The 22,993-nt window shown below is 64.8% G+C and carries 25 protein-coding genes and 1 tRNA gene; 6 read left to right on the top strand and 20 right to left on the bottom strand.

Annotated features, from left to right (window positions below):
* The first annotated feature begins 291 nt into the window (after nucleotides 1-291).
* From fliI to KF719_RS05900, 3 genes are all read left to right on the top strand, one after another.
* Entirely contained in the window at nucleotides 292-1,626 is a 1,335-nt protein-coding gene (gene fliI / locus KF719_RS05910) for a flagellar protein export ATPase FliI (RefSeq protein ID WP_293507794.1), read from the top strand.
* A complete protein-coding gene (gene fliJ / locus KF719_RS05905; protein ID WP_293507793.1) occupies nucleotides 1,626-2,036 on the top strand; it encodes a flagellar export protein FliJ in 411 nt (136 codons plus the stop codon). The genes fliI and fliJ overlap by 1 nt, the downstream gene beginning before the upstream one ends.
* 76 nt (nucleotides 2,037-2,112) lie before the next feature.
* A complete protein-coding gene (locus KF719_RS05900; RefSeq protein ID WP_293507792.1) occupies nucleotides 2,113-2,598 on the top strand; it encodes a YajQ family cyclic di-GMP-binding protein in 486 nt (161 codons plus the stop codon).
* On the opposite strand, the gene KF719_RS05895 is transcribed toward KF719_RS05900, so the two are convergent.
* From KF719_RS05895 to KF719_RS05840, 12 genes are all read right to left on the bottom strand, one after another.
* Nucleotides 2,595-2,918 (bottom strand): hypothetical protein, encoded by a 324-nt coding sequence (locus tag KF719_RS05895; protein ID WP_293507791.1) that lies wholly within the window; start codon nucleotides 2,916-2,918, stop codon nucleotides 2,595-2,597. The genes KF719_RS05900 and KF719_RS05895 overlap by 4 nt on opposite strands.
* A gap of 171 nt (nucleotides 2,919-3,089) precedes the next feature.
* Nucleotides 3,090-3,908, bottom strand: a complete 819-nt coding sequence (locus KF719_RS05890; protein ID WP_293507790.1) for a P-loop NTPase — start codon at nucleotides 3,906-3,908, stop codon at nucleotides 3,090-3,092.
* Nucleotides 3,905-5,002 carry a hypothetical protein gene (locus tag KF719_RS05885; protein ID WP_293507789.1) on the bottom strand — a complete coding sequence of 366 codons (1,098 nt, stop codon included), beginning with the start codon at nucleotides 5,000-5,002 and terminating at the stop codon, nucleotides 3,905-3,907. Before KF719_RS05885 ends, KF719_RS05890 begins: the two co-directional genes overlap by 4 nt.
* 50 nt (nucleotides 5,003-5,052) lie before the next feature.
* Nucleotides 5,053-7,140 carry a flagellar biosynthesis protein FlhA gene (gene flhA / locus KF719_RS05880; RefSeq protein ID WP_293510591.1) on the bottom strand — a complete coding sequence of 696 codons (2,088 nt, stop codon included), beginning with the start codon at nucleotides 7,138-7,140 and terminating at the stop codon, nucleotides 5,053-5,055.
* Between the two features lie 86 nt (nucleotides 7,141-7,226).
* Nucleotides 7,227-8,594, bottom strand: a complete 1,368-nt coding sequence (locus tag KF719_RS05875; RefSeq protein WP_293507788.1) for a sigma-54 dependent transcriptional regulator — start codon at nucleotides 8,592-8,594, stop codon at nucleotides 7,227-7,229.
* Nucleotides 8,595-8,652: 58 nt separating this feature from the next.
* Entirely contained in the window at nucleotides 8,653-9,009 is a 357-nt protein-coding gene (fliN, locus tag KF719_RS05870) for a flagellar motor switch protein FliN (protein WP_293507787.1), read from the bottom strand.
* Nucleotides 9,010-9,040: 31 nt separating this feature from the next.
* On the bottom strand, nucleotides 9,041-9,730 hold the full coding sequence (locus KF719_RS05865; protein WP_293507786.1) for a FliH/SctL family protein: 690 nt from the start codon (nucleotides 9,728-9,730) through the stop codon (nucleotides 9,041-9,043).
* 29 nt (nucleotides 9,731-9,759) lie between these two features.
* The gene (gene fliG, locus KF719_RS05860) at nucleotides 9,760-10,785 is read right to left on the bottom strand and encodes a flagellar motor switch protein FliG (protein WP_293507785.1); all 1,026 of its coding nucleotides are present in this window, start codon (nucleotides 10,783-10,785) and stop codon (nucleotides 9,760-9,762) included.
* A gap of 10 nt (nucleotides 10,786-10,795) precedes the next feature.
* The gene (fliF, locus tag KF719_RS05855; RefSeq protein WP_363318010.1) at nucleotides 10,796-12,457 is read right to left on the bottom strand and encodes a flagellar basal-body MS-ring/collar protein FliF; all 1,662 of its coding nucleotides are present in this window, start codon (nucleotides 12,455-12,457) and stop codon (nucleotides 10,796-10,798) included.
* 298 nt (nucleotides 12,458-12,755) lie between these two features.
* Nucleotides 12,756-13,031: a DUF1153 domain-containing protein gene (locus KF719_RS05850; protein ID WP_293507784.1), complete on the bottom strand. Its 276-nt coding sequence runs from the start codon at nucleotides 13,029-13,031 to the stop codon at nucleotides 12,756-12,758.
* A 129-nt stretch (nucleotides 13,032-13,160) separates the two neighbouring features.
* The gene (locus tag KF719_RS05845; protein ID WP_293507783.1) at nucleotides 13,161-13,841 is read right to left on the bottom strand and encodes a flagellar hook assembly protein FlgD; all 681 of its coding nucleotides are present in this window, start codon (nucleotides 13,839-13,841) and stop codon (nucleotides 13,161-13,163) included.
* Between the two features lie 18 nt (nucleotides 13,842-13,859).
* Nucleotides 13,860-15,359, bottom strand: coding sequence for a flagellar hook-length control protein FliK (locus tag KF719_RS05840; RefSeq protein WP_293507782.1), 1,500 nt, complete (start codon nucleotides 15,357-15,359; stop codon nucleotides 13,860-13,862).
* A 293-nt stretch (nucleotides 15,360-15,652) separates the two neighbouring features.
* Between KF719_RS05840 and mnmA the strand changes: the two genes are divergently transcribed.
* From mnmA to KF719_RS05825, 3 genes are all read left to right on the top strand, one after another.
* Nucleotides 15,653-16,879 carry a tRNA 2-thiouridine(34) synthase MnmA gene (gene mnmA / locus KF719_RS05835; RefSeq protein ID WP_293507781.1) on the top strand — a complete coding sequence of 409 codons (1,227 nt, stop codon included), beginning with the start codon at nucleotides 15,653-15,655 and terminating at the stop codon, nucleotides 16,877-16,879.
* Between the two features lie 82 nt (nucleotides 16,880-16,961).
* Entirely contained in the window at nucleotides 16,962-17,627 is a 666-nt protein-coding gene (locus KF719_RS05830; protein WP_293507780.1) for a methyltransferase domain-containing protein, read from the top strand.
* 98 nt (nucleotides 17,628-17,725) lie between these two features.
* Nucleotides 17,726-17,802 (top strand) — tRNA-Met (locus KF719_RS05825).
* Here KF719_RS05825 and KF719_RS05820 read toward each other — a convergent pair.
* From KF719_RS05820 to KF719_RS05785, 8 genes are all read right to left on the bottom strand, one after another.
* On the bottom strand, nucleotides 17,759-19,378 hold the full coding sequence (locus KF719_RS05820; RefSeq protein ID WP_293510587.1) for a recombinase family protein: 1,620 nt from the start codon (nucleotides 19,376-19,378) through the stop codon (nucleotides 17,759-17,761). The two genes, KF719_RS05825 and KF719_RS05820, sit on opposite strands and share 44 nt — an antisense overlap.
* Nucleotides 19,378-19,692, bottom strand: coding sequence for a hypothetical protein (locus tag KF719_RS05815; protein WP_293507779.1), 315 nt, complete (start codon nucleotides 19,690-19,692; stop codon nucleotides 19,378-19,380). Before KF719_RS05815 ends, KF719_RS05820 begins: the two co-directional genes overlap by 1 nt.
* Before the next feature lie 122 nt (nucleotides 19,693-19,814).
* Nucleotides 19,815-19,982, bottom strand: a complete 168-nt coding sequence (locus KF719_RS05810; protein WP_293507778.1) for a hypothetical protein — start codon at nucleotides 19,980-19,982, stop codon at nucleotides 19,815-19,817.
* Complete coding sequence (locus KF719_RS05805; RefSeq protein ID WP_293507777.1) at nucleotides 19,979-20,119, bottom strand: hypothetical protein; 141 nt, start codon at nucleotides 20,117-20,119, stop codon at nucleotides 19,979-19,981. The genes KF719_RS05810 and KF719_RS05805 overlap by 4 nt, the downstream gene beginning before the upstream one ends.
* Nucleotides 20,116-20,385 carry a hypothetical protein gene (locus KF719_RS05800; RefSeq protein ID WP_293507776.1) on the bottom strand — a complete coding sequence of 90 codons (270 nt, stop codon included), beginning with the start codon at nucleotides 20,383-20,385 and terminating at the stop codon, nucleotides 20,116-20,118. Before KF719_RS05800 ends, KF719_RS05805 begins: the two co-directional genes overlap by 4 nt.
* Nucleotides 20,367-20,561, bottom strand: a complete 195-nt coding sequence (locus KF719_RS05795; protein WP_293507775.1) for a hypothetical protein — start codon at nucleotides 20,559-20,561, stop codon at nucleotides 20,367-20,369. The genes KF719_RS05800 and KF719_RS05795 overlap by 19 nt, the downstream gene beginning before the upstream one ends.
* On the bottom strand, nucleotides 20,558-22,591 hold the full coding sequence (locus tag KF719_RS05790; RefSeq protein ID WP_293507774.1) for a ParB/RepB/Spo0J family partition protein: 2,034 nt from the start codon (nucleotides 22,589-22,591) through the stop codon (nucleotides 20,558-20,560). The genes KF719_RS05795 and KF719_RS05790 overlap by 4 nt, the downstream gene beginning before the upstream one ends.
* The gene (locus KF719_RS05785) at nucleotides 22,591-22,851 is read right to left on the bottom strand and encodes a hypothetical protein (RefSeq protein ID WP_293507773.1); all 261 of its coding nucleotides are present in this window, start codon (nucleotides 22,849-22,851) and stop codon (nucleotides 22,591-22,593) included. The genes KF719_RS05790 and KF719_RS05785 overlap by 1 nt, the downstream gene beginning before the upstream one ends.
* Nucleotides 22,852-22,993 lie beyond the last annotated feature (142 nt).

Raw genomic sequence — 22,993 nt, 5'->3', positions numbered from 1 at the left:
GGACCTTAAGGCGATTTGGTTAACAAAGGTTAATCGAAACAGAAAAAATTCAGAAAAATTTAGCGGACCTTTTTAAGTTCCTGAAAGCCACCGATCCTGCGGGAATTCCGCAGCGCCCGGCCGTTCCGTTAGGGAGAAAGATTGGCCGGTCAGGGTTTACGCGGCCTTAAAGTCTTCGCGCCATGATCGCTCCCGTGAGGCCGGATCGGCGCAAGCCGAGGTCCCGGTTTCGCGTTCTTGGGATATTTCAGCAGGCCCCCAGGGGGTTTGCGTAGCGGGGGCTACAGGCCGGTGCGAGCATTGTTGGCGGAAATCGGTGAGATCGCCGAAGTCAAACATTATGGCCGCGTCTTCAGCGTTCAGGGGCTGGTAGTCGAGGTGGCCGGGCCGCTTCACGCCATGGGCGTCGGCAGCCGTCTCGCCGTGACCAACCGTCTGGGCGAAGACGTGACTTGCGAGGTCGTCGGCTTCCGCGACAATCGCGCGCTCTGTCTGCCCTTCGGTTCATTGTCCGGTATCGGCGTCGGCTGCAAGGCCGTGCTTTCCTCCGAAGAACCGCATGTCTATCCGTCGAGCGCGTGGCTCGGCCGCGTCGTCAACGCCATGGGCGAACCCATCGACGGCAAGGGTCCGATCGGGCAGGGGCACGAGCCCTACGCGCTGCGCAACACGCCGCCGCCCGCTCACACCCGCCAAAGGGTGAAGGGCAAGGTCGATCTCGGCGTTCGCGCGCTCAATACATTCACCACCTGCTGCCGCGGTCAACGCATGGGCATTTTCGCCGGTTCCGGTGTCGGCAAGTCGGTGCTGCTGTCGATGCTGGCGCGAAACACGGCATGCGACGTTGCCGTGATCGGCCTGATCGGCGAACGCGGACGCGAAGTCCAGGAATTCATCGAGGACGATCTCGGGCCTGAAGGCCTTGCGCGCTCGGTGGTGGTGGTTGCCACGTCCGACGAGCCGGCACTGATGCGCCGGCAGGCGGCCTATCTGACGCTGGCGCTGGCGGAGTATTTCCGCGATCTCGACAAGGATGTTCTGTGCATGATGGACAGCGTGACGCGCTTTGCCATCGCCCAGCGCGAGATCGGCCTGTCGACCGGTGAGCCGCCGACGACCAAGGGCTATACGCCGACCGTCTTCGCCGAACTGCCGAAACTGCTTGAGCGCGCCGGCCCCGGCACGGGGCAGGGCAGCATTACCGGGCTTTTCACGGTGCTCGTCGACGGCGACGACCACAACGAACCGGTCGCAGACGCCGTGCGCGCGATCCTCGATGGTCATATCGTGATGGAGCGGGCCATCGCCGAGCGCGGCCGCTATCCCGCGATCAACGTTCTCAAATCCGTCTCGCGCACCATGCCGGATTGCAATGCGCTGGACGAGAATGCCCTTATCCGCCGCGCGCGGACGCTGATGGCGACCTATAGCGACATGGAAGAGTTGATCCGTCTTGGCGCCTATCGAGCCGGCTCCGATCCGCTGGTCGACGAGGCCATTCACTATCAGCCGGCGCTTGAGGCCTATCTGGCGCAGCGCAAGGACGAAGCCAGCGATCTTGCGACCGGCTATGCGGCGTTGGCGGAAATACTGGCCGACAAGCCTGTTTCCGAGGAGATTGAATAATGCGCAACCGCGAGTCCCTGATCCGGCTGCACAAGTTCCAGGTCGATGAGAAGCGCCGCAAGGTTGCCGAGCTCGAGCTGATGCTTGGCGAGTTCCGCCAGCGCGAGCGCGATCTCGAGGCGCAGGTCGAGGCCGAGCAGCGCAAGGCCGGGATTTCCGACGTGGCGCATTTCGCCTATCCGATGTTTGCCAAGTCGGTGCTGCGCCGCCGCGAGAACATTCTGGAATCGATCGAAGGCATCGAGAGGCAGCTCGACACGGCGAAGGAAGAACTCGCCGATGCGTTCCGCGAACTCAAGAAATACGAGCTCCTCGACGGCAATCGGAAGCGCAAGATCCGCAAGGAGGCCATGCGCGCCGAGCAGAGTTCGCTCGATGAAATCGCGTTGACGATCCACCGCCGGCAGTAGCCGCCGGCAACCACTTTCCGAGCAGCCGCTTTTCGATCTAGAATGTCCGCCCGACCATTCCGGAGCGGACATTTCCATGCCTTCCTTCGATATCGTCTCCAAAACCGACTTCGCCGAAATCGACAACGCGCTGCAGAATGTGGCGCGCGAAATCGAGCAGCGATACGACTTCAAAGGGTCGCATTGCAAGGTGGAGCGGAAGGAGGGGGAGTTGACCATCCATGCGGATGACGACCTGAAACTCAAGCAGGTGCACGAAATATTGCAGGGTCATCTCGCGCGGCGGAAAATCGAGGCCGGCGTGCTCGACTACAAGGAGCCCGAACGTGCCGCGGGGCAGAGCGTGCGGCAGAAGGTGGCGATCCTCAACGGCATCGAGAAGGACCTGGCCAAGCGTATTGTGAAGGATATCAAGGGATCGGGGCTCAAGGTGCAAGTCGCGATACAAGGCGATGAACTGCGCGTCTCGGGCAAAAAGCGAGACGACCTTCAGGCCGCTATCCAGTTTGTGAAGGGGCTGCCCATCGAGCAGCCCCTTCAATACGAAAACTTCCGCGATTAGCCGCGGAAGAAAAGCCGCCGGACGAGATAGATCAGGCTGATCGCAATCAGATAGCCCACGAAGCGTATGGCAACGAGCTTCAACACCTCGACATTCAGATAATCCGGAAGAGGGTCTGCGGCGCCGCCATAAACGTTGCGACCGATGTTGACCAACTCATGGACAATCGTCGCGCCGAGCGCGAAGACAATGATCTTGTTGTAGCGTGTCATGATGACCGCAGCGATCAGCGCGATGACAAGCCCCTGTATGGAATTGACCGTGTCGAATCCCATACGCGCCCAGGCGAGCGCCTGATTCAAATATTCCGTTAGTTCCATCGAGTCCCCCTAAAACTGCACTCACCGGAAGACACCCTCTTCCAGCCCGATCCGCCACCCTGTCTGCCACCATACATATGGGGTCCGGCGGTTCCGGCAGAGGTTAGACCAAAATGAGACAAGGTCTAGCGGTTTGCAGTGCAAAAAACGTCAGTCTGCGTCGCAAAACCGTCACGCAGATTGCGTTGACGCACCTGCCGGCCGGGGATTTCCGGCGGAAAGAATGAGGATTTCTCTGGCGATCTTCTGTACCGCCTCGCTCGCCCTGGCTTGCGGATGCCGGAACAAAATGGGCATCTGGTGCCGAATGGCGTCACGGACGAGCTCGTCGCGCGGAACGAAGCCGAGGAACGGCGGGTCGATGCCAAGGAAGTTGCGGCACGCGTTGGTTAACGCCGCATGGGTCCGCCGCGCATGGTCTTTGTCGTTTGCCATGTTAACGACGATGCGAATGTCCGCGCCCGGCTCCTGCATCGTCAACAGCTTGATGAACGCGTAAGCGTCGGTGAGCGATGTCGGTTCGTCGCTGACAAGCACAATCGTGATGCCGCCATTGACGCAAAGCGACATGACGGATTGGTCGAGGCCGGCCGCGAGGTCCGACACGATATGATCATAGGCGTCGCTCAGGGCAACGAGGCCTGTCGCGAGGCCGGCAACTTCCGGCCGGGTCAGCGCGCTCAAGACGCCGGAGCCCGACTTGCCCGCCAGAATGTCGAAACTGCCGCCTGCTTCCGCGCCACCCATCGATTCGGGGCGGTAGGTCACAATCGCTTCCGCGAGCGTCACGCGGCCCGAAATAACGTCGCCAAGGTCGTGACGGGGAGAAAGACCAAGCTGTACGTCGATGTTGGCAAGTCCCAGATCGCCGTCGAACAGAAGCACGCGCCGGCGCGCCGCGGCGAGCGCATGCGCGATGGAGACGGCAAACCAGGTTTTCCCGATGCCACCTTTTCCCGATGCGACCTGGATCATGCGTATGGCGTTCATGGTCTTTGTCCCGCGTGGCGCGTCATTGGTGCCGGCGTTGCGGCGGCGGCGGCGCTGTCGTTCAGTATCATCCGGGCGCAGACATATGCATTCATCTGTGCCAGACCCCGGGCGAGATAGGGCGTCACGCTGATTTGAGCGATTGCCAAGCCCGATGCGTCGGCCGCCGCCAGAACGGGGCCGATGCGGCGGGCGATATCAAGTTGTGTGGCGACGATGCGTCGTGCGCCGAGACGCGCAAACTCGATTGCCGCTTCGCGCGACACGTCGGCATCTCCAAGGGCCGACAGAACCAGCACGGGTTCGACGCCGGCGGCGATGCGCGCGTTCTGTGTCAGGCGGTGAAGCGCGGCAAATTCGTCGCGGTCGAAGGGATTGACACTTGCCGTGTCGATGAAACAAGGCCGGTGAGATCGGTCTCCGACGGTGCCTTCTGACGGGTTGCCTTCGTCGAGGAGTAACGACAGCGCGTCGATGCTCTCGGCCCGGCGCAAGTGAACGCCGATGAGTTGGGCGTAAGCCTCGCCTTGCGCGACCGCCCCCGTCCGCACCGTATCGGTTGTAACGATGTCGACCGGCGCGCCATCGACCACGGCGCGCGCGGCAAGCTTTGCAAGGGTGACGGTTTTGCCGGCGCCGGGCAGGCCGATCGCCATGACCGGCGCTTGCGGACGAACCGGCAGGGGTTCAAATCCAAGACGTGCCTCGAGTGCGCCAGCCAGTGCGGCGATCGCGTCCCCGCGGTCGAGTGCGATGGCGGAGACCAGCAGATCGTTTCTCAGCGCCGATGGAACGGCATGCGCCTCGAGCGCGGCCCCGATTGTCGACCTGTCGAACGGAACGATGGGTGCGCCGGCCGATGGCGAGGTTTCGGCGGCGGACGCCGCCGGCGCCTGCAGCCGGGCGCGCAACATTTGTTCGAGGCGGTGCTCAAGGCCGCCAGCGTCTTGTCTGTTCCCGGCGTCACTGTTGACCTGCGGCGCGGTTTCGACGGCTGCCGTAACCTCGATCGAACCGCGATCGTTCTCGTGCGACGAGACGATGATTGCGTCGTCACCCAGCGCGGCGCGTACTTGAACGATGGCGTCGGTCATCGATTCTGCGAGAAATGTTCTCAACCGCATGCGACGCCGCCTCTCCCGGATTACACCGTGCCGACCGTGCGCAGCCGGACGCGCGGGTGAATTTCATTCTGCGACATGACGAAGGTCTGGGGCCTGAAGCGTTCGATGATCGAGCGAACATAGGGCCGGACGCCGGGGCTTGTCAGCAGCACCGGCACCTCGCCGGCACGGGCTGCATCCTCGAACCGGTCGCGCATCGTTGCGATGAACTCCTGCAGGAGCGACGGTTGCATCGCGAGTTGCTTTTCCTCGCCCTGGCCAATCAGAGACTCGGCAAAGGCTTGCTCCCAGCGCGGTGAAAGGGTTACGAGCGGCACCGCGTTTTCGGTGTCGGAATGTGCGGCGCAAATCTGCCGTGCAAGGCGCGCGCGCACATGCTCGGTAATCATCGTCAGGCTCTGCGTGTGGCCGACGGCTTCGGCGATCCCTTCCATGATGGTCGGCAGGTCGCGGATCGAGATGCGTTCGGTCAACAGGGTCTGGAGCACACGCTGTATGCCTGTGATCGTGATTTGCGATGGGACCAGGTCGTCGACAAGTTTCTTGTGCTCCTTGCCCAATTCGTCGATCAACTTCTGCACTTCCGCATAGGAGAGCAGCTCGGCCATGTTGTCCTTGATGATCTCGGTCAGATGCGTGGTCAGGACCGTCGGCGGGTCGACGACCGTGTAACCGCGGAAGGATGCCTCCTCGCGCAAGCCTTCGTCGACCCAGGTGGCGGGCAGGCCGAAAGCCGGTTCCGTTGTGTGGAGGCCCGGAAGCTGAATCTGGTCGCCACGCGGGTCCATGACCAGAAGCTGGCCGACATAGACGTCGCCGCGACCGGACTCGACTTCCTTGACGCGGATGACATAGGCGTTGGCGTCGAGCTGGACGTTGTCGAGAATCCGCACCGACGGCATGACAAAGCCCATGTCGCTTGCGATCTGGCGGCGCAGCGCCTTGATCTGGTCGGTGAGCTTCTGATGGTCCTTGCCGTTTATCAGGGGCAGCAGCGCGTAGCCGATTTCGAGGCGCAGTTCGTCCATGCGCAATGCCGTGCTGATCGGCTCCTCCGTCGCCGGAACCGCCGCGGCCTCGCGTTCCTGCGCGTCGACAATGTCGTCGGCTCGCTTCTTTCTCGATCGCATCAAATAGAACGCAAGTCCGCCTGCGCCGCTTGCAAGGATGAGGAAGGGGACGGCCGGCAGGCCGGGCAACAGCGCCATCGTGCCCATCACGAAAGACGACATGCCGAGCGCCTGTGGGTAGCCCGAAAGCTGGTCGAACAACGCTTCGTCGGCCGCGCCCTCGACGCCGGCCTTCGAGACGAGCAGGCCGGCCGCGGTCGACACGATGAGGGCCGGGATCTGGCTGACAAGTCCATCGCCGATCGTGAGCAAGGTGTAGGTATGCGCGGCGTCGCCGAAGCTCAGGTTGTTTTGCGCGACACCGATGACGATGCCGCCGACGATGTTGATGAAAGTGATCAGCAAGCCTGCGACCGCATCGCCGCGAACGAACTTCGAGGCGCCGTCCATGGCGCCGAAGAAGGAGCTTTCCTTCTCGAGATTGGACCGGCGCGTCCGCGCCTCGTTCTCGTCGATCAGACCGGCGGACAGATCGGCGTCGATCGCCATCTGCTTGCCGGGCATCGCATCGAGGGTGAAGCGTGCGGCGACTTCCGCGATGCGGCCCGAACCCTTGGTGATGACGACAAAGTTCACGATGACCAGGATCGAGAAGACGATGATGCCGATGACGAAATTGCCCTGCATCACGAAATTGCCGAAGGCCTCGATGACCTTGCCGGCACTGTCCGTTCCTTCGTGGCCTTCGCCGAGAATAAGGCGCGTCGAGGCGAGGTTCAGCGCCAGCCGCAGCATGGTGGCAATCAGGAGAACCGTCGGAAAGGCGCTGAATTCCAGCGGCTTCTGAATGAAAAGTGCCGTCATCAACACCAGCACGGAGAAGGTGATCGAGATGGCGAGCGAAAAGTCGAGCAGGAAGGCCGGCAACGGCAGGATCAGGACGACGATGATCGCCATGACGCCGAGGGCCAGCGCGAGATCGCCGCGCGTGGCAAGGTTGGCCATGATGGATCGCGGCGTCGCACCGAAGAGCGTCATGCCCCCGGTCGATGCGGTCTTTGCTGCGGCGGAGCTCGTATCGCTCATCTTCTAACTTTCAGAGGCCGGACCGTGCCGGAGAAATCTCAACCGAATTGCGGACGGGCTTCGCCGGGCGTCGGAATGGAAATGCCCTGCTCGCCATATTCCTTCAGCTTGTTGCGAAGCGTCCGGATCGAGATCCCGAGAATGTTGGCGGCATGTGTGCGGTTGCCGAGGCAGTGATCGAGCGTTTGCAGGATCAGGTCCTGCTCAACTTCGGAAACGGTCTTGCCGACAAAGGCGCGGGAGACGGAATCGGCTGCTGCCGCCGCCTTCTGCGCGACGCCGCCCAGATTTGCATCGTCAAGCCGTGTGCCGTCGGGAAGGCGGATTGCCTCGATGTCGATTTCGTCGCCGGCGGCCAGCAACACGGCGCGGTGCATCGTGTTTTCGAGCTCGCGAACGTTGCCGGTCCAGCGGTGATGAGCGAGAAAGCGGCGGGCTTCGGTCGAAATCGGCTTCGAGACAAGGCCGTTGGTGCGCGCGTAGCGCTTCGCGAAATGCTCCGAGAGAGCCATGATGTCGGCCGGCCGCTCGCGCAACGGCGGCAGCTGAAGATTGACCACATTCAGTCGATAGAACAGGTCTTCGCGGAACCGGCCGGCGCGCGCTTCGGACTGCAGGTCACGGTTCGACGTCGCGATGATGCGGATATCGACACGGACCGGCGTCTTGCCGCCGACGCGGTCGATGACGCGCTCCTGAATGGCGCGCAACAGCTTCGCCTGGAGACGAATGTCCATTTCGCTGATTTCGTCGAGAAGCAGGGTGCCGCCGTCCGCTTCCTCGAACTTGCCGATGCGTCGCGCGATGGCGCCGGTGAACGCGCCTTTCTCATGTCCGAAGAGTTCCGACTCGAGGAGGTTTTCGGGGATCGCGGCGCAGTTGACCGAGATGAAGGGCTTGTCGCGGCGCAGCGAACGGCTGTGGACATAGTGAGCCATCACTTCCTTGCCGGTGCCGGATTCACCGGTGATGAGGATGCTGGCTTCCGACGCCGCGACCTGATCGGCAAGCTTCACGACGCTGGCCATCTTCGGGTCCTGGAAGACCAGCGCATGGCTTTCTTCCGCGACGGCGGCAAGCACGGCGGCGATGAGCTCGGCGTCGGGCGGCAGGGGGATGTATTCCTTGGCGCCGGCGCGAATGGCATTGACCGCCGCACGGGCGTCGGTTTCGACGCCGCAGGCAACGACGGGCACGCAGATATGTTCGCTTTGCAACCGGGCGATCAGGTTTGCGATGTCGGCCGCGACATCGACCATCATCAGGTCGGCACCGCGACCGGACCGCAGCGTGTCGATCGCCTGGTCGACCGTTTCCGTGTGCGTGACCTTGGCGCCCTTGGCCATCGCCATTTTTGTGGCGGTGGAGAGCTGCCCGTTCAGGGTTCCGACGATCAGAAGGCGCATCTGCGGCTCCTCTACTTTCTTTTTCCGGTTTTACTCAAAAATTTCGAAGCGTCGGCGTTCAGCTGACGCCACCCTTGACGATCTCGGTCATGGTGACGCCGAGCCGGTCGTCGACCACGACGACTTCGCCGCGCGCGACGAGGCGGTCGTTGACATAAATGTCGATTGCTTCGCCGACCTTCCGGTCGAGTTCGACAATGGCGCCGCGACCGAGCTTGAGGAGGTTCGATACCTCGACATGCGTTTTGCCGAGTACGGCCGACACGTTGACGGGAACATCGAACACCGCTTCGAGATCGTGCGCTGAACGAACGCTCTCTTCTTCGTCGGCACCCTGAGCGCCGTCCGCAACCGCCGGCAAGTCAGCCGCATTTGCGAGGTCGGGCAGCGCCATCTCTTCTTCCTGGTCGGCCATCGGATCAACTCCTTGGAGAATTCGTTCGGTGTCAGGTTCTATCGCTGTCCGCCAGGCCGAATTCCGGCATGGCAAGATCAGGGTTGGATTGCACGGACAGCGTTTCGATATAGCGCGCGACGATCTGTGCGATTTCATTCTCGATGTCGTCGTGGGACCTGACGACGCCGCCATCGGCCCACTCGACAACGCAGTCGCCGTCGCCCATCTCCGGCTCGCCGAGAAGGATGATGCGGCCCGTCAAACCGCGCTCCATCGCCATGCGATCGACGGTTTCCTTGAGACGGTCGACCAGACCGGTCGATACGCGCAGCAGAATGTGCGGTTCGCGGTTGAGGTGCGAAAGACAGTCGCGCAGCACCGCCTCGATTTCGGCTTCCGGTCTTGTCGCAATTGTCGCCGGCGCGAGCTTTCTGGCACATGCCACCGCGAGCTGGGTTGCTTCGGCGGTCAGGGATTTCATTCGGGCGTCCAGAGCGGCGATCAGGCCGGCGGCGCCTGCGGCAAGCTCGTTCATCGCCGTGCTGAGCTCACGATCCGCGCGTGCGGCCGCTTCGGTCTCGCCGGCGGCGAAGCCCGCCGCATAGCCTTCGGTCCGCGCCCGTTCGACGTCGGCTGCGGTCGGATTGCGATGTGTCCGCGCGTCTTCGCCCGTTCGCGACGTGGGGGCGTCGAAATGGGTGTCGAATGTGAATTTCACGGCCTGCTTCATCTGTTTCATCCGGGCGCCCTTCGACGTCCTTTCTGCGATCAATAGATCAGTTCGTTGTCGGCGCCGTCGGACGCAATCATGATCTCGCCGTTGTTGGCGAGGTCCTTGGCGACGTTGACCATGTTGGTCTGCGCCTCATCGACATCCTTGAGGCGGACCGGACCCATCAGTTCCATGTCCTCGCGCAGAATTTTTGCCGCGCGTTCCGACATGTTGGCGAAGAAGAGATCGCGGAGCGTATCGGAAGCGCCCTTGAGCGCGATGGCCAGTTTGTTCTTGTCGACGGCGCGCAGCAGCGTCTGCACGGAGCCGGGGTCGAGCCTTCCGAGATCCTCGAAGGTGAACATCAGCGCCTTGATGCGGTCGGCGGATTCGCGTGTGCGCTCCTCCAGCGCCGCAAGGAAGCGACCCTCGGTCTGGCGGTCGAAATTGTTGAATATTTCGGCCATCAGTTCGTGGCTGTCGCGGCGGTTCGTGCGCGAAAGGTTCGACATGAATTCGGACCGGAGCGTCTGCTCGACCTTGTCGAGGATATCCTTCTGAACCGATTCCATGCGCAGCATGCGCGTGACGACTTCAAGCGCGAAATCCTCGGGCAGGTTGGCGAGCACGCGGGCCGCGTGTTCGGGACGGATCTTGGTCAGGACAACGGCGACCGTTTGCGGGTATTCGTTTTTCAGATAGGTCGCGAGCACCGTTTCATTCACGTTGCCGAGTTTTTCCCACATCGTGCGGCCGGCGGGACCGCGAATTTCGTCCATCACCGAGACGACGCGATCTTCGGGGAGGAAGCGCAGCAGGAGCCGCTCGGTCGATTCGTAGGAGCCGACCAGGGCGCCCGTGCCCGATACCTTGGAGGCAAATTCGACGAGCAACTTTTCGACCGATCCCGCCTGGACCGTACCGAGCGACGACATGATCTGGGAAAGCTCCCGGATTTCGTCTTCGTCGAACATGTTCCAGAGCGGCGCGGCATCGTCGGCGCCGAGCGCGAGCATGAATATCGCGGCCTTCTGGGGGCCGGAGAGAGACTTGTCGTCCTTGATTTTCGGTGCGGTCGCCAATTTTTTGTCCTCAAGCGCTTTCGTGCAGCCAGCTGCGCAGGATCGAGATGGATTCGTCGGGGTGTCCGGTCACCAGTTCGCCGATCTTCCGGACCGAGGACTGTTTGACCTTTCCCGCGACCTGCGCGATGTCGATCATCATGTCTTCACTCAATTCGGGCGCGGGGAGTGCGCCGGCCGAAGCGCTGCCGTCTTCGCCGCCGCCCGTTGCGAACGCCGCCGCGCCTGCCGTACCGGGCAGGGCGAGTGCCGCCGACATGCGGGCCGGCGCGCTGCCGAGGCGCGCCAGGAGCGGCCGGAAGACAAACAGCATCGCAATGATTGCGAGAATGGCGATGACGGCCATTTCGACGATGCGCATGACGTCGGCGCCGGTCAGATTCATGAATCCTTCGTCGGCGGGCGCTTCGGTGCCGGCGTCGAAGGTCGGCGACGGCGCGAACTGGAGATTGACGATTTCGACCTTGTCGCCGCGGTCGGCGTCGAAGCCCATCGCGGATTTGACCAGGGCCTCGATCTTTTGCAGCTCGCCTTCGGAACGCGGCGCGTAGGTTGTGTTCCCTTCGGCATCGGCCGTATAGGAGCCGTCGACCAGAACCGCGACCGAGAGGCGCGTAACGCGGCCGGGCTCGAGCACTTCCGTCTTTGTGGTTCGGGAAATTTCGTAGTTGACCGTCTCTTCGGTTCGCGTCGCCGATTGCTGCGATGCCGAGGCGTTGTCGGCGCCGGCCTGGTTGGCGTTCGGCAGGTTGTTGCCGACGGTGACGCCGTCATTCCCCATGCCGTCCGCGCTGGTCGATATGTCTTCGACCGTTTGCGTCGAGCGCGCGACCTGGCTTGCCGGATCGAAGGTGTCCGACGTTTGGGTGATGCGGTTGTAGTCCATCTGGGCGGTCACTTCGACGCGGACCTTGTCGGCGCCGACCACGCGCTGGACGATATTTTCGACATGGGTGCGCAAGCGGTTTTCGTAGCTTGAACGCCGTTCCTCGACGGAGGATGCCATCAGCGACTGGCTGTCGTCGCCCATGCCGCTCGCGAGCAGGGTGCCGCGTTCGTCGACGATCGAAACACGGGAGGGAGCCAGACCGTCAACGGCGGAAGAAACGAGATACTGAATCGCCTTGACCTGCTGCGTTGCCAGGTTGTTGCGCGACACCTTGAGCACGATGGAGGCAGTCGGTTCGCGCCGGTCGCGCGAAAACAGTTCGCGCTCGGGCAGAACGAGATGGACCCGCGCGGCGTCGATGCCTTCGATCGAGCGAATGGTGCGCGCCAGTTCGCCTTCGAGCGCACGCAAGTGGTTGATGTTCTGAAGGAAGCTCGTCGTGCCGAGTGCGTCGGCATTGTCGAAGATTTCATAGCCGACCGTGCCGCCGGCCGGCAGCCCCTTTTCGGCGAGAGACATGCGCAAGCGGAGGACCTGGCTTCGCGGTACATAGATCATGCTGCCGTCGCCGCGCAGTTCGTAGGGAACCTTCATGGCGTCGAGCGTGCCGATCATTTTGGAGGCGTCTTCGACGCCGACATCGGAGAAGAGCAGCGCCTTGGGTTCGCTACCGTAGCGCGAGCCGATATAGGCGAAGAACCCCAGCAGCACCGCCGCCACGAGACCCAGCGCCACCAGACGCATCAATCCCAGGGATTGAACAAGATTCGAGAAGCTGTTCACCAACCCACCTCATGTGTCAGCGCGCAGAACGCAAATCCGTTTCCTGGATCGACATCCACGCCAGACAACAGGTGAGTCGCAAATTCTTTGCCCTCAGAACCCCGAGCTCTGTTTGCCCAGTCGGGGTTCCCCGTGCCACAGGGCAAAATTTACCGCCTGCAGCCTAAACAGATGCTTAACGCGCCCGGCAATTTTTGCCGGGTCCTGCGAAAGAAGCGGGGACAAAAGGAAAGGGCGCCGCTGGAGGGAGGTTCCGGCGGCGCCCTGAAGACAGCAAGTACGCAGATACAAATCTATCTTACTGCCTGTACTGTTGAACCCGGGTGGCACGGAGGCCGGCCAGGCCGTGGCGCTCGATCGAGCGTTGCCAGCTCAGAAACTCCTCCACCGTCAGCGTGTACCGGCGGCAGGCATCGTCGAGGCTGATGAGGCCGCCGCGGACAGCCGCGACGACTTCGGCCTTGCGCCGTATGACCCACCGCTTGGTGTCGGACGGTGGCAGGTCGGCAACGGTGAGCGGGCTCCCGTCGGGGCCGATCACATAGCTGACCTTTGATGTCTGCTGCTCACTCATCGAACATTCGTCTCCGTACTCTTTGCTGATCCCAGAATAGGCCGGACAGTCTTTAAAAACGGCTAAGCGGCGTAGTAAAATTTGTCCAAAATCAAAGGCTTAGCTGTTCCATTGCGGGACGGGGCGCGGTCAAATTGGCGTGTCCGGTTGCTTTACGGAGGTGATCTGGGAATAGCGGATTTGGGCGCCGTTAACCGTCAGCAGCGGATCGGTGCTGGTCAGGTCGATCGCCGTGACGATGCCTGTCGTGCGGGTGTCGACCGCGACCGGCGCGCCGTTCGCCGCATTGGCGACAATCTTGAGGAAGTAGGTGCCGTCGGGCTGATCGGCGCCGTTGCCGTCCTTCCCGTCCCAGGCGAACTGATGGTCGCCCTTGGCCGCATTCAGCTTCTGGGTGAAGACCGTTGCGCCGTCGGCATTGATGACCTGGAGGGTGGTGTCGGGGGCGTCCGCCGCCAGCGCATAGCTCCAGTTGGCGGCACCGGCCGTCAGCAGGGCGCCGGTTCCCGATCCGGTCACCTGCTTGCCGAGCAGCGAGACCGAAAGGTTCGAATTCTGAATCGAATTGGCGGTGATCAGCGTCTCCAGATTGCGGTTGGTCTGGATGGACTGCTCGACACCCGACATCTGCACGAGCTGCTGGGTGAACTGGTCGGAGCTCATCGGGTTGGTCGGGTCCTGATGCTTCAGCTGCGTTGTCAGGAGCCTGAGGAACGTATCGAAATTGCCGGCCAGCGCGGCAGAGGCGACCGACGATTTATTGCCGGCGGTTGCAGCCTGCACGGCGGCTGTGGCGGAGGCGATATCCATGGCGGAGGCCCTTCTGCGTCAAACGCGAATGTCGATGCCGCCGGTGGCGGAGAGGTTGACGTTGTAGATGGGCGCCGTCGCCGGCTCGGCGTCATCGACGCCGGCACTGCTCTGTTCGCTGCCGGCGGCGTCGCGTCGATCCTCATCGGCGTTCTGGTCGTGCAGCGAGAAGTTGAGGCTGTTCTCGTCGGCGTCGAGACCGGCATTGTTCAACGCCTGCTGAAGCGCGCGCGCGTCGCGTTGCAGCAGGTCGAGCGTTTCCGGCTTTTCGACCGTCAGATGCGCCATCACATGGCCGTCGCGGCGGACCTCCATGCGGATATCGATGCGGCCCATTTCCGGCGGGTCGAGACGAATATCGAAGCGGTTGATCCCTTTCTGGAGATTGCGTGCAATCTGCAAGGCAATCGCCATGGCGGGAATCTGGGTCGGCTGCGATTGTCCCGGCAGCGTGCCGATGCGCACCGTCGCCGTGTTTGATGTCTGCTGAATGCCGGAAGGCAGTTCGAGGCTGCGCGACGCCGGACGCAAATCGGCCTGGGCGATGTCAGGCAGGGGGGCCTGGGGGACCGCGCCCGCGCTACGGGGTGGTTGCGGTGGTGTCGCGGCCTGAGGTGCGGCATTTGCGGACGCGGCCGCGCGCTTCGCGTCGGTCTTCTTGTCGGCAAGGGCTTCGGCCGCTTCCTGCCCCAGACCTTTGGCAGGCTTGGCGGCCGCGGCTGTCGCGGGGGTCGTGACTGGCTCGGCATCGAGTGCGGGGGCAGCTGCGCCGGCGTCTGTCGCCGGGCGTTGCGGGGCGGCCGCCTGTGGCCGCAGGGCGTCCACGGGCTCCTTTGTGCCGGATGCCGCTTGCGGAGCTTCGCCGTTGTTTGTCTTTTGGGCGCCGGGTTTCGCTTGCGCCGGCTCCACGGGTGCGGCGACCGGGGCCGATGCGGCAATATCGCCGGAATCCGTCGAAGCGTCGGCAGGTGCTTTGTCGGTTTCAAGGGCCGGAACGGCGACGGTCTCCTCGGTTTCTTCGGTCGTCTCCACCGGCGCGCCTTCGGCGTCGGCCGAGGTTGCGTCGGGCGCGAGATCGATTTCGGGTGTCGCCGCTTCGTCCGCGACCTTGGCGTCGGCTTCGTGCGCAGGCGTCGCGCCTTTGCCGCCGGACGTCTCCTCCACCGGTGCATCGCCTTCGGTCGCGAGGGCAAGCTCGGCGATGATCCCGGACTCCGGCGCCGATTCACTGTTTTCGTTAACGGACGTGTCCTTTGCCTTCGTTTCCCGCGTCGCCGGATCGCGGTCGCGCTCCCGCACGTCGTCGCGCCGGTTGCGATCGGACGAGGCCGAGCGCTCCCGGCGTTCAGCCGAGCGGTCGTCGCGGCGTACCGTATCGCTCATGCGGTCGTTGTCGGCCAGATGGCGCGCGAACTCGCCCGCGGCCGTGTTGACCGAAACCCGAACGGTGTCCGGGTGGATCGAAAGCGTGTCGGTGGCGGATCCGGTTCGCGGCGTGGCTGAAGAGGGCAAGTCCATACTGTCACCTGGTTGCAGAGAAAGGCTCGGGCCAAAGGAAGCAAGCGGTGGGCCATGCGGCTTGAGGAAATAAATCCAATTATTTCAAATGGTTATGATCCTTCGGGGTTGACCCGGGTGGCGTTGAACCCGATATTCGCTGCCGGTCCGGCAGAATTTGCCGGGCACTGGCGGATGCGCGGCCGCGCCTGCTTGCGGCGCCGTGCTGCCTCCCTATAGTGCGGCCGGATGAGAGGCGCCCTCTTCGGCGTCCATCAAGCAGGAGATGCCGGACGAAGTCCGGCGCGACGGCGATGCGTGATTTGTTCGACGAAAAGACAGGTCTCAACAGTCTCGATCTTCCGGGCCGGCCGGAAGAAACGCGGGTGGTTGTCGCCATGTCCGGCGGCGTCGACAGTTCGGTGACGGCGGCCCTGCTCAAGGAGCAGGGTTACGACGTCGTCGGCATTACCATGCAGCTCTACGATCATGGCGCGGCCGTCTCGCGCAAGGGCGCCTGCTGCGCGGGCCAGGACATCCACGATGCGCGCCGCGTCGCCGAACAGATCGGCATTCCCCATTATGTGCTCGACTACGAGGATCGATTTCGTCGCGCGGTGATGGAGGATTTCGCAGACTCCTACGTCGCCGGCGAGACGCCGATCCCCTGCGTCCGCTGCAACGAACGCGTCAAGTTTCGCGATCTTCTCGACACGGCGCGCGATCTCGGCGCCGCGGCGATGGCGACCGGGCACTACATTGCGAGCCGCGCCGGCAAGTCGGGCCGCGAGCTGCATCGGCCGGCCGACACGGATCGCGATCAGAGTTATTTCCTTTTCACGACGACGCGCGAACAGCTCGACTTCCTGCGTTTTCCGCTTGGCGATCTCACCAAGCCCGAAGCGCGGGCGATGGCGGAGCGCATGGGACTTGCGGTCGCGGCGAAGCCTGACAGCCAGGATATTTGTTTCGTGCCGTCCGGGCGCTACACGACGATTGTCGACAGGTTGCGCCCGGGCGCATCGGAGCCGGGCGAGATCGTGCATCTCGACGGGCGTGTGCTCGGCCGGCATGAAGGCATCGCCCGCTATACGATCGGTCAGCGTCGCGGCCTTGGCCTCGGGGCCAGCGAACCGGAAAGCGAGCCGCTTTTCGTCGTCAGGCTTGAGCCGGCGCGGCGCCGGGTGATCGTCGGTCCCCGTGAGGCGCTCGAGACGCACCGCCTGACCCTGCGCGACGTCAACTGGCTCGGCGATGGGGCATTCGACGCGTTGCCGGAGGCGGGCATCGAAATCGCCGCCAAGGTCCGGTCGACGCGGCCGCCCGTCGCGGCGCGGCTCAAGCGCACGGCGGACGGCGCGACAGTCGAGCTCGATGCCGGCGAGGACGGGGTTGCGGCCGGTCAGGCCTGCGTCTTCTACGACCCGGCCGGCGGAACGCGGGTGCTGGGTGGCGGGTGGATCGCGCGCGCCGAGAGCCGTTGGCAGTTGCACGTGGCGGAACCTGAATCAGAGCGATTTGCCGCGGGAACCGCATTTTAGCCGCATTCGGTTCCGATATAGTGTTGCGCGCATGGCGGCAATGGCCGCAGAGTGAACGCGTGAAATTCAAGGGGTAGCGATTTTGAACGGGATAGTCCGGATAGACGAACAATCGGTCCTGAAGGCGTATGCGCGCTGGGCACCCGTCTATGATTTTTCCTTCGGGCCGATCGCCGATGCAGGCCGCAAACGCGCCATCGACATCATTAATCGCCGCGAAGGATCGCTGCTTGAAGTCGGTGTCGGAACCGGCGTCGCGTTGCCGCGTTATGCGCCGCATCTCACCGTGACCGGTATCGATCTTTCGCCCGACATGCTGCGCATCGCGCGCCAGCGCGTTCGCGAGCGCGGGCTGACAAACATCGATGCGCTGTATGAAATGGATGCTTCCGAGCTTCGCTTCGACGATGGGGCGTTCGACACCGTGGTTGCGATGTATGTGATGACCGTGGTGCCCGATCCGATCCAGGTGCTGAAAGAGCTTGAGCGCGTTTGTGCGCCGGGTGGCGAGGTTCTGATCGTCAATCACTTTGCGCAGGATCACGGGATTCGCGGCTGGGTCGAGAGTTTCATGGCGCCGGCGGCGCGCGCGCTTGGCTGGCATCCCGACTTCCGCGCCGAAACCATCACGGATGTCGCGACGCTGGAGCTTGTCGAAACCGTCAGCCTCAAGCCGTTCGGGCTTTTCACGATGCTGCGCTTCCGCAAGCCGGACGCTCTCGCGGAGGCCGCGAAGCCGGCCGCGTGAACCGTCCGGCCGCATTGCTTGACAGGTCTTCGTCGCGGCCCTTATATCCGGGTCTCTTCGGGGGCGCGGTGGTTTCGACCCGCCTTCCGGCGCCTTGGGGCGGAGTAGCTCAGTTGGTTAGAGCAGCGGAATCATAATCCGCGTGTCGGCGGTTCAAATCCGTCCTCCGCTACCATCGATCCCCTCACACCCCCCGGGAAGGCCCCCGCGCCCAGCAGCGCGTTGAGGCGGCCTGTGACCGCTATATAGAGTCCGCCCGGCCGGGCCGGGTCCGGCGCGACGGTCACGCTTTCGACCAGTTCGCGCAGCGCCTCGGCGGCTTCGGCCTCGCCGGCCTCGAGCGCCCGGCCCAGCGCCCGGTCGAGCCGGGCGAGCTGCGCGGCATAGCGCTCGAGCACGGCCGGGTGCAGCGTGACGACCGGGGCGGCCTCGGCCAGCGCCGCGACTTCTGCGGCCAGCGCCTTGCGCCGCGTCTCGGCTTCGGTCGCGCGCGGGCCCAGCAGCGCCGGATCGCCCTGGCCTTGCGCGATCGCCTCGACCAGCCGGGCGACCTCGCGCGCCGCCTGTGCCTCGGCCCGTTCCAGCGACGCACGGCGTGCGCCGGCGCCGGCGGCGAGGCGGCGGCGCTCGGCATGATATTCGCGCACGAATTCGGCGATCGCTTCCGGATGGCGCAGCTCGGCGCCGAGGCGGTCGAGTACCGCGCGCTCGACGCTGTCGAGATAGAAGGTCGCCGGCGCCGGGCAGGTGGCGCTCTCGGCCTGGCGCGTGCAGCGCAGACGCCTTCGGCCCGAACGGTCGGCGCCATAGACCGACAAGCCGCCGCCGCAGCCGGCGCAGCGCAGCAGGCCGGAGAGAATATGTTTCGGGCGGCGCTGGCGCTCGGGCCGGCGGGCGGCGCGGCCGGCCTTCATCTCCTGCACGCGGTCGAACAGCGCCGGTTCGACGATCGCGAGTTCCGGCGCTTCCGCCTCGCGCCAGGCCGCGCGCGGATTGACCCGCGACAGACGGCGGCCGGTGTCCGGATCGCGGATCATCCGCACCCGGTTCCAGACAATGCGGCCGGCATAGACGGGATTGCGCAGGATGCCGTTGCCGCGCGACGCCGAGCCGTTGATGGTCGACGCATTCCAGCGCGACCCGCGCGGCGGCTTGACGCCCTCGGCGTTGAGGCGGGCGGCGATGTCGCGCGGGCTGCGGCCGGCGGCGAACGCGGCAAAGACGCGGCGCACGATCGCGGCCTCTTCCTCGACAATGACGCGGCGGCCTTTCTCGCCCGGCACCGGGCGATAGCCATAGGTCAATCCGCCGGCGAAGAGCCCGTCGCCGACACGGCCGGCCATGCCGCGCCTTATCTTGTGGGCGTTGTCCTCGCGGTAGAGCTGGCCGATGAGGCCGCGCAAGCCGACCAGCATCGTGTCGACGCGGCCTTCATGGACGGCGCGGATCTCGACGCCGGCGAAAGTCAGGCGCTTGTGCAGCCCGGCGAGATCCTCCATGTCGCGCGAGAGCCGGTCGAGCGCCTCGACGATGACGACCGCGAAGCGGCCCCCGCGCGCATCGGCCATCAGCGCCGTCAGCCCGTCGCGGCCCAGCATCGAGCCGCCGGAGCGCGCCGCGTCGTCATAGCGCGCGACGACTTCAAGCCCCTCGCGGGCGGCGAAATCCTCGCACAGCGCGATCTGATCGGCGATCGAGCGTTCCGACTGCAGCTCGGTCGAGAAGCGGGCATAGATGGCGGCGGGGATCATTATGGTTTGGGCTCTCGGTGCGGGACTTCGCTCGCGCGGCTCGCTGCGCTCCGCACCTCGAGCCTTGCGGGCGCGGCGCTGGCGTCGATGGTGGCGGCGCGGCGGACAAGACTGTAGCGGCGCAGCATGTTCTTCTCTTTTTCGCCGACCTTGCACCATGCGGTGGCGGGCGCCTTGATGCAGACGACTTCGAAGAAATCGCAATGCTCGATCGGCATGCCGGGCGGCACCTGCATCCAGATCACGCGATGTTCGTCGGTGCCGTCGCGGGTGACGATGTCGCCGACATCAATCAGCTCCGGGTTTACCGACATCGTCGCTCCTCTTTCCCGCCGCCGCTTCGTGATCTTCCCGCGCGGCCTGGCGCGCCAGCACGCGGACCAGCCGCAGAATGGCGGGATCGGGCGGGGCTGGCAAGCGGGCGGGGCGGGGCATGTCAGTGGCCGGGCCACAAGGGCAGATGCAGGAATGTCGCGGCCGCGAAACCGAGCGCCGCGCCGACCGCGACGCCGCCGAAAAAGATCGCCCGGCGAATGCGGGTTTCGGCCTCGCGCGCGGCCTTCTCGATCGCGGCAAGCCGCGCATGGAATTCTTCCGGCGTCATGGCAGCACCGCCAGCGCGAAGAGGCAGGCGGCGGTGAAGGCGAGCCAGCCGATCAGGGCGCGGAGATCGCCATTGCCGCCCATGGACCCCGGCTTGCGCCGGGGTGACATATCGGGGGTGGGGCGAAGGGGGATCATGCGGCATGCTCCTTCGGGATGCGGCGGCGGGCTTCGAGGGCGAGCGTTGCAGCGGCGGCGGCCAGCCGCAGCGCGGCGCGGGCGCAGCCCTTGAGGTCGCCCTCGCGGGCATGGCTGACCGTCTTGCCGGCGAGCTGCACCAGCGTCAGCGCCGCTTGCGTGACCGAGGCGCCGGCGAGCGTTGCCGGCAGCGTTTCGGGATGGCGGCCGGTGGCCGCGATCTCGGCCGCCTCGGCAAAGGCGGCGGCTAGCAAGTCGCTTTGCATATGCCGTCCTCCGGTGTCGAGATTTCCTTCGGGCCGTAGCCCTTGCGCAGGCGGGTGTGGTCGATCATCAGGTTCATCAGCGCCTCGCGGTCGACCCTGACGGTTCGCCCCCGCCCATTGGCACACGCGGCGATGTGTTCGTGCTGGACCTGCGTGGTTTCGAGCTTGATGGTCATGCGGCTTCTTCCCCTGTCTCCCGAAGCGCCTCGCGCGAAGGGAGATCGCCGACGTCGTTTGAAGAAGTGGCGTCTCGGTCGCGGACTTCGCCTTCGGCTGCGCTCGCTTCCTCACCGCTGTCTGCGTCCGCCTCCTCGTCATCCTCCGGCCGCATGAAGTCCGGCACCTCGACGCCGAGATCGTCGGCGAGTGCGATGTCGGAGGCGTTGAGCGACAGCGTGTGGAAGAGTTGCGCGCGGCTGGCCTCGAGGCCGGCATAAAGCGCCAGCAGCTCGGGCCCGCTTTGCCCGTCGAGCCATGCCGTCAGCCGCGCCGCATCGGCTTCGATGAGATAGCCCAGCGCTTCGTTGCGCGGCAGTTCGGCCAGGTCCTCGGGGCGGTCGGGGTCGGCGGTGAAATCGTCGCCGCCGGCATAGTAGCTGGCGAAGGTCCAGGCCTCGCCCGTCGCCGCGACCAGCACCACCGCCGTCGCCGGCAGATTGTCGATCTCGGCGTCGGAGAGATGGACCGGCAGCAGCGCCGGCACCTTGCCGGTCAGGCCGAAGGCGATGCGATGCTTCAGGAAGCGCAGCGGGTTTTCCTGCGCGGCGGCGATGATCCGCCGCATGAAGGCCCGCGCTTCCTCGCGCTCGGCATCGCGCCGCTTCGCCCGCGCGACGGCTGCCTCTTCGCTGTCTTCGTCTTCATCATCACCGTCCGCGCCGGGCTCGACGCCTGTGCGGGGCTCGCCATACTCGACGGTGATGGTGCGCTCCCAGGGATCGATGCCGACAAAGACCTCGAGCCGCGCTGCGTTTTCGGCGGTCACGCCGTCTTCATCGACGGGCCGGAAGTTCGCATAGTCGAAATCGGCGGCGTCATCATCGAGCAGGGTGACTTTCGCGAAGCGCTTTTCCGCCGCGAGGGCGTCGGCCTTTTTCTTCGCCGCCTTGCGCTGCAGCTTCAGGAAGGCCTCGGTGTCGGCGAAGACGCGCTCGGCGCCGGTGCCGATGAACTCGCCCTTGTATTGCTTGAGGTCGAACTCGGCGACGCTGACGCGCACCTTGCCGCACTTGGCCTTGTCGCGCAGCGCGGCGGCGTTGTAGCCGTTGCGCACGGCCAGCGTCACCAGCTCGTTCTGCTCTTTCTCGATCGGCGTCGAGACGATGGCGCGGGCTTGTTCCAGTGTGATCGTGCCCTGGGTCAGCGCCGCACGCGCCACCGGCTTCAAGCGGTCGAAGAGCTGCAGGCGGTCCTGCACCGTGCGCTGGGCGATGTGGACGGCATCGGCGATTTTCGCGGTGTCCCATCCGAGGGCGGTCAGCGCCTTGAAGCCCTCGGCTTCTTCCAGCACCGGCACGTCCTGGCGCTGCAGGTTCTCGATCAGGGCCAGCGCGCGGGCCTCGCCGTCATTCATCGCTTTCAGGCGGACGGCGATGTTGCGCGCTGCGCCGTTCCAGCGGCCCTGCTTGACCAGCTCGCCGATGGCGCGCCAGCGGCGCTCGCCGGCGACGATGATGGCAGGCCTCAATACCGACACTTCGGCGTTCTTCGACTTCGGCCGCGCGACGATGTTCTGCAGCAGCCCGCGCTCGGCGATGCTTTCGGCGAGTTGCTCGATCTCCGCCTGTGTGAATGTCTTGCGGTAATTGTCGCCCGGCACCAGCTCGTTATGGGCGAGGAGAGCGATGTCCGCCGGATCGTCGCGGCGCACGCCGTGCGCCGAAGCCGGCGATGCGGGCGCCGGCGCGGGAATGTCGATGCCCTGCTTCACGAGCAGCGCCACCAGCTTGGAGTCTGGCGCGCGGCTCGCTCCGGACTTCGCCTTCGGCTCCGCTCGGCCGCTCGCCTGGAGGGCGCCGGGCAGGGCGGCGGCGAGGCGGGCCCAGGTGGCGTCCAGCGGCACGTCGCGGCGGTTGAGCACGTTGCGGATCTGCTTGTCGTCGACGCCGCTCAAGCGGCCGAGCGCGCGGGCCGAGAGGCCGGCCTGCTTGATGTCAGCCTCAAGCGCCTTGGCGCGGGCCTCGTTCGGCTTGTCGAAACGGGTCATCAGGCAATCCTCCAGCAGCGCACGCCGCCTTCGACGGCGCGGGTGGTGAAGCGGCGTTCGTCCGGCGCCGCCCGGCGCGCGGCGAAGCGGCGCGCGGCGCAGCGGATGCGCTGGCGCAGGCGCTGTCGCTCGGCGGCCTTGCCGGCAAGGAAGAAGCTGTCGCCGACGTCCATGTCGGGAAACGGATAGAGGCGCAGAAACGTCTGCGGCAGCGGCGGCAGGGCGATGTTCTTGTCGATCTCGATCGGCGGCGTGGTCATGTTTCAGCCTCGTTGCGAATCATCCGTGAACGGACTTCAATGAAGGTGGAGCGGGATGTTGCTGCATCCCGCCCCGCAACTCCCGGAACGCGGCCCCGGGGGAGAGTTGCAATATCCCCGGCCGCAGAAATCGAGAGTTGCA

This window comes from Parvibaculum sp., from assembly GCF_019635935.1.
Taxonomy (GTDB): Bacteria; Pseudomonadota; Alphaproteobacteria; order Parvibaculales; family Parvibaculaceae; genus Parvibaculum.
Note: the sequence above shows the minus strand (reverse complement) of the source record. Positions and strands in the feature narration are given on the sequence as shown.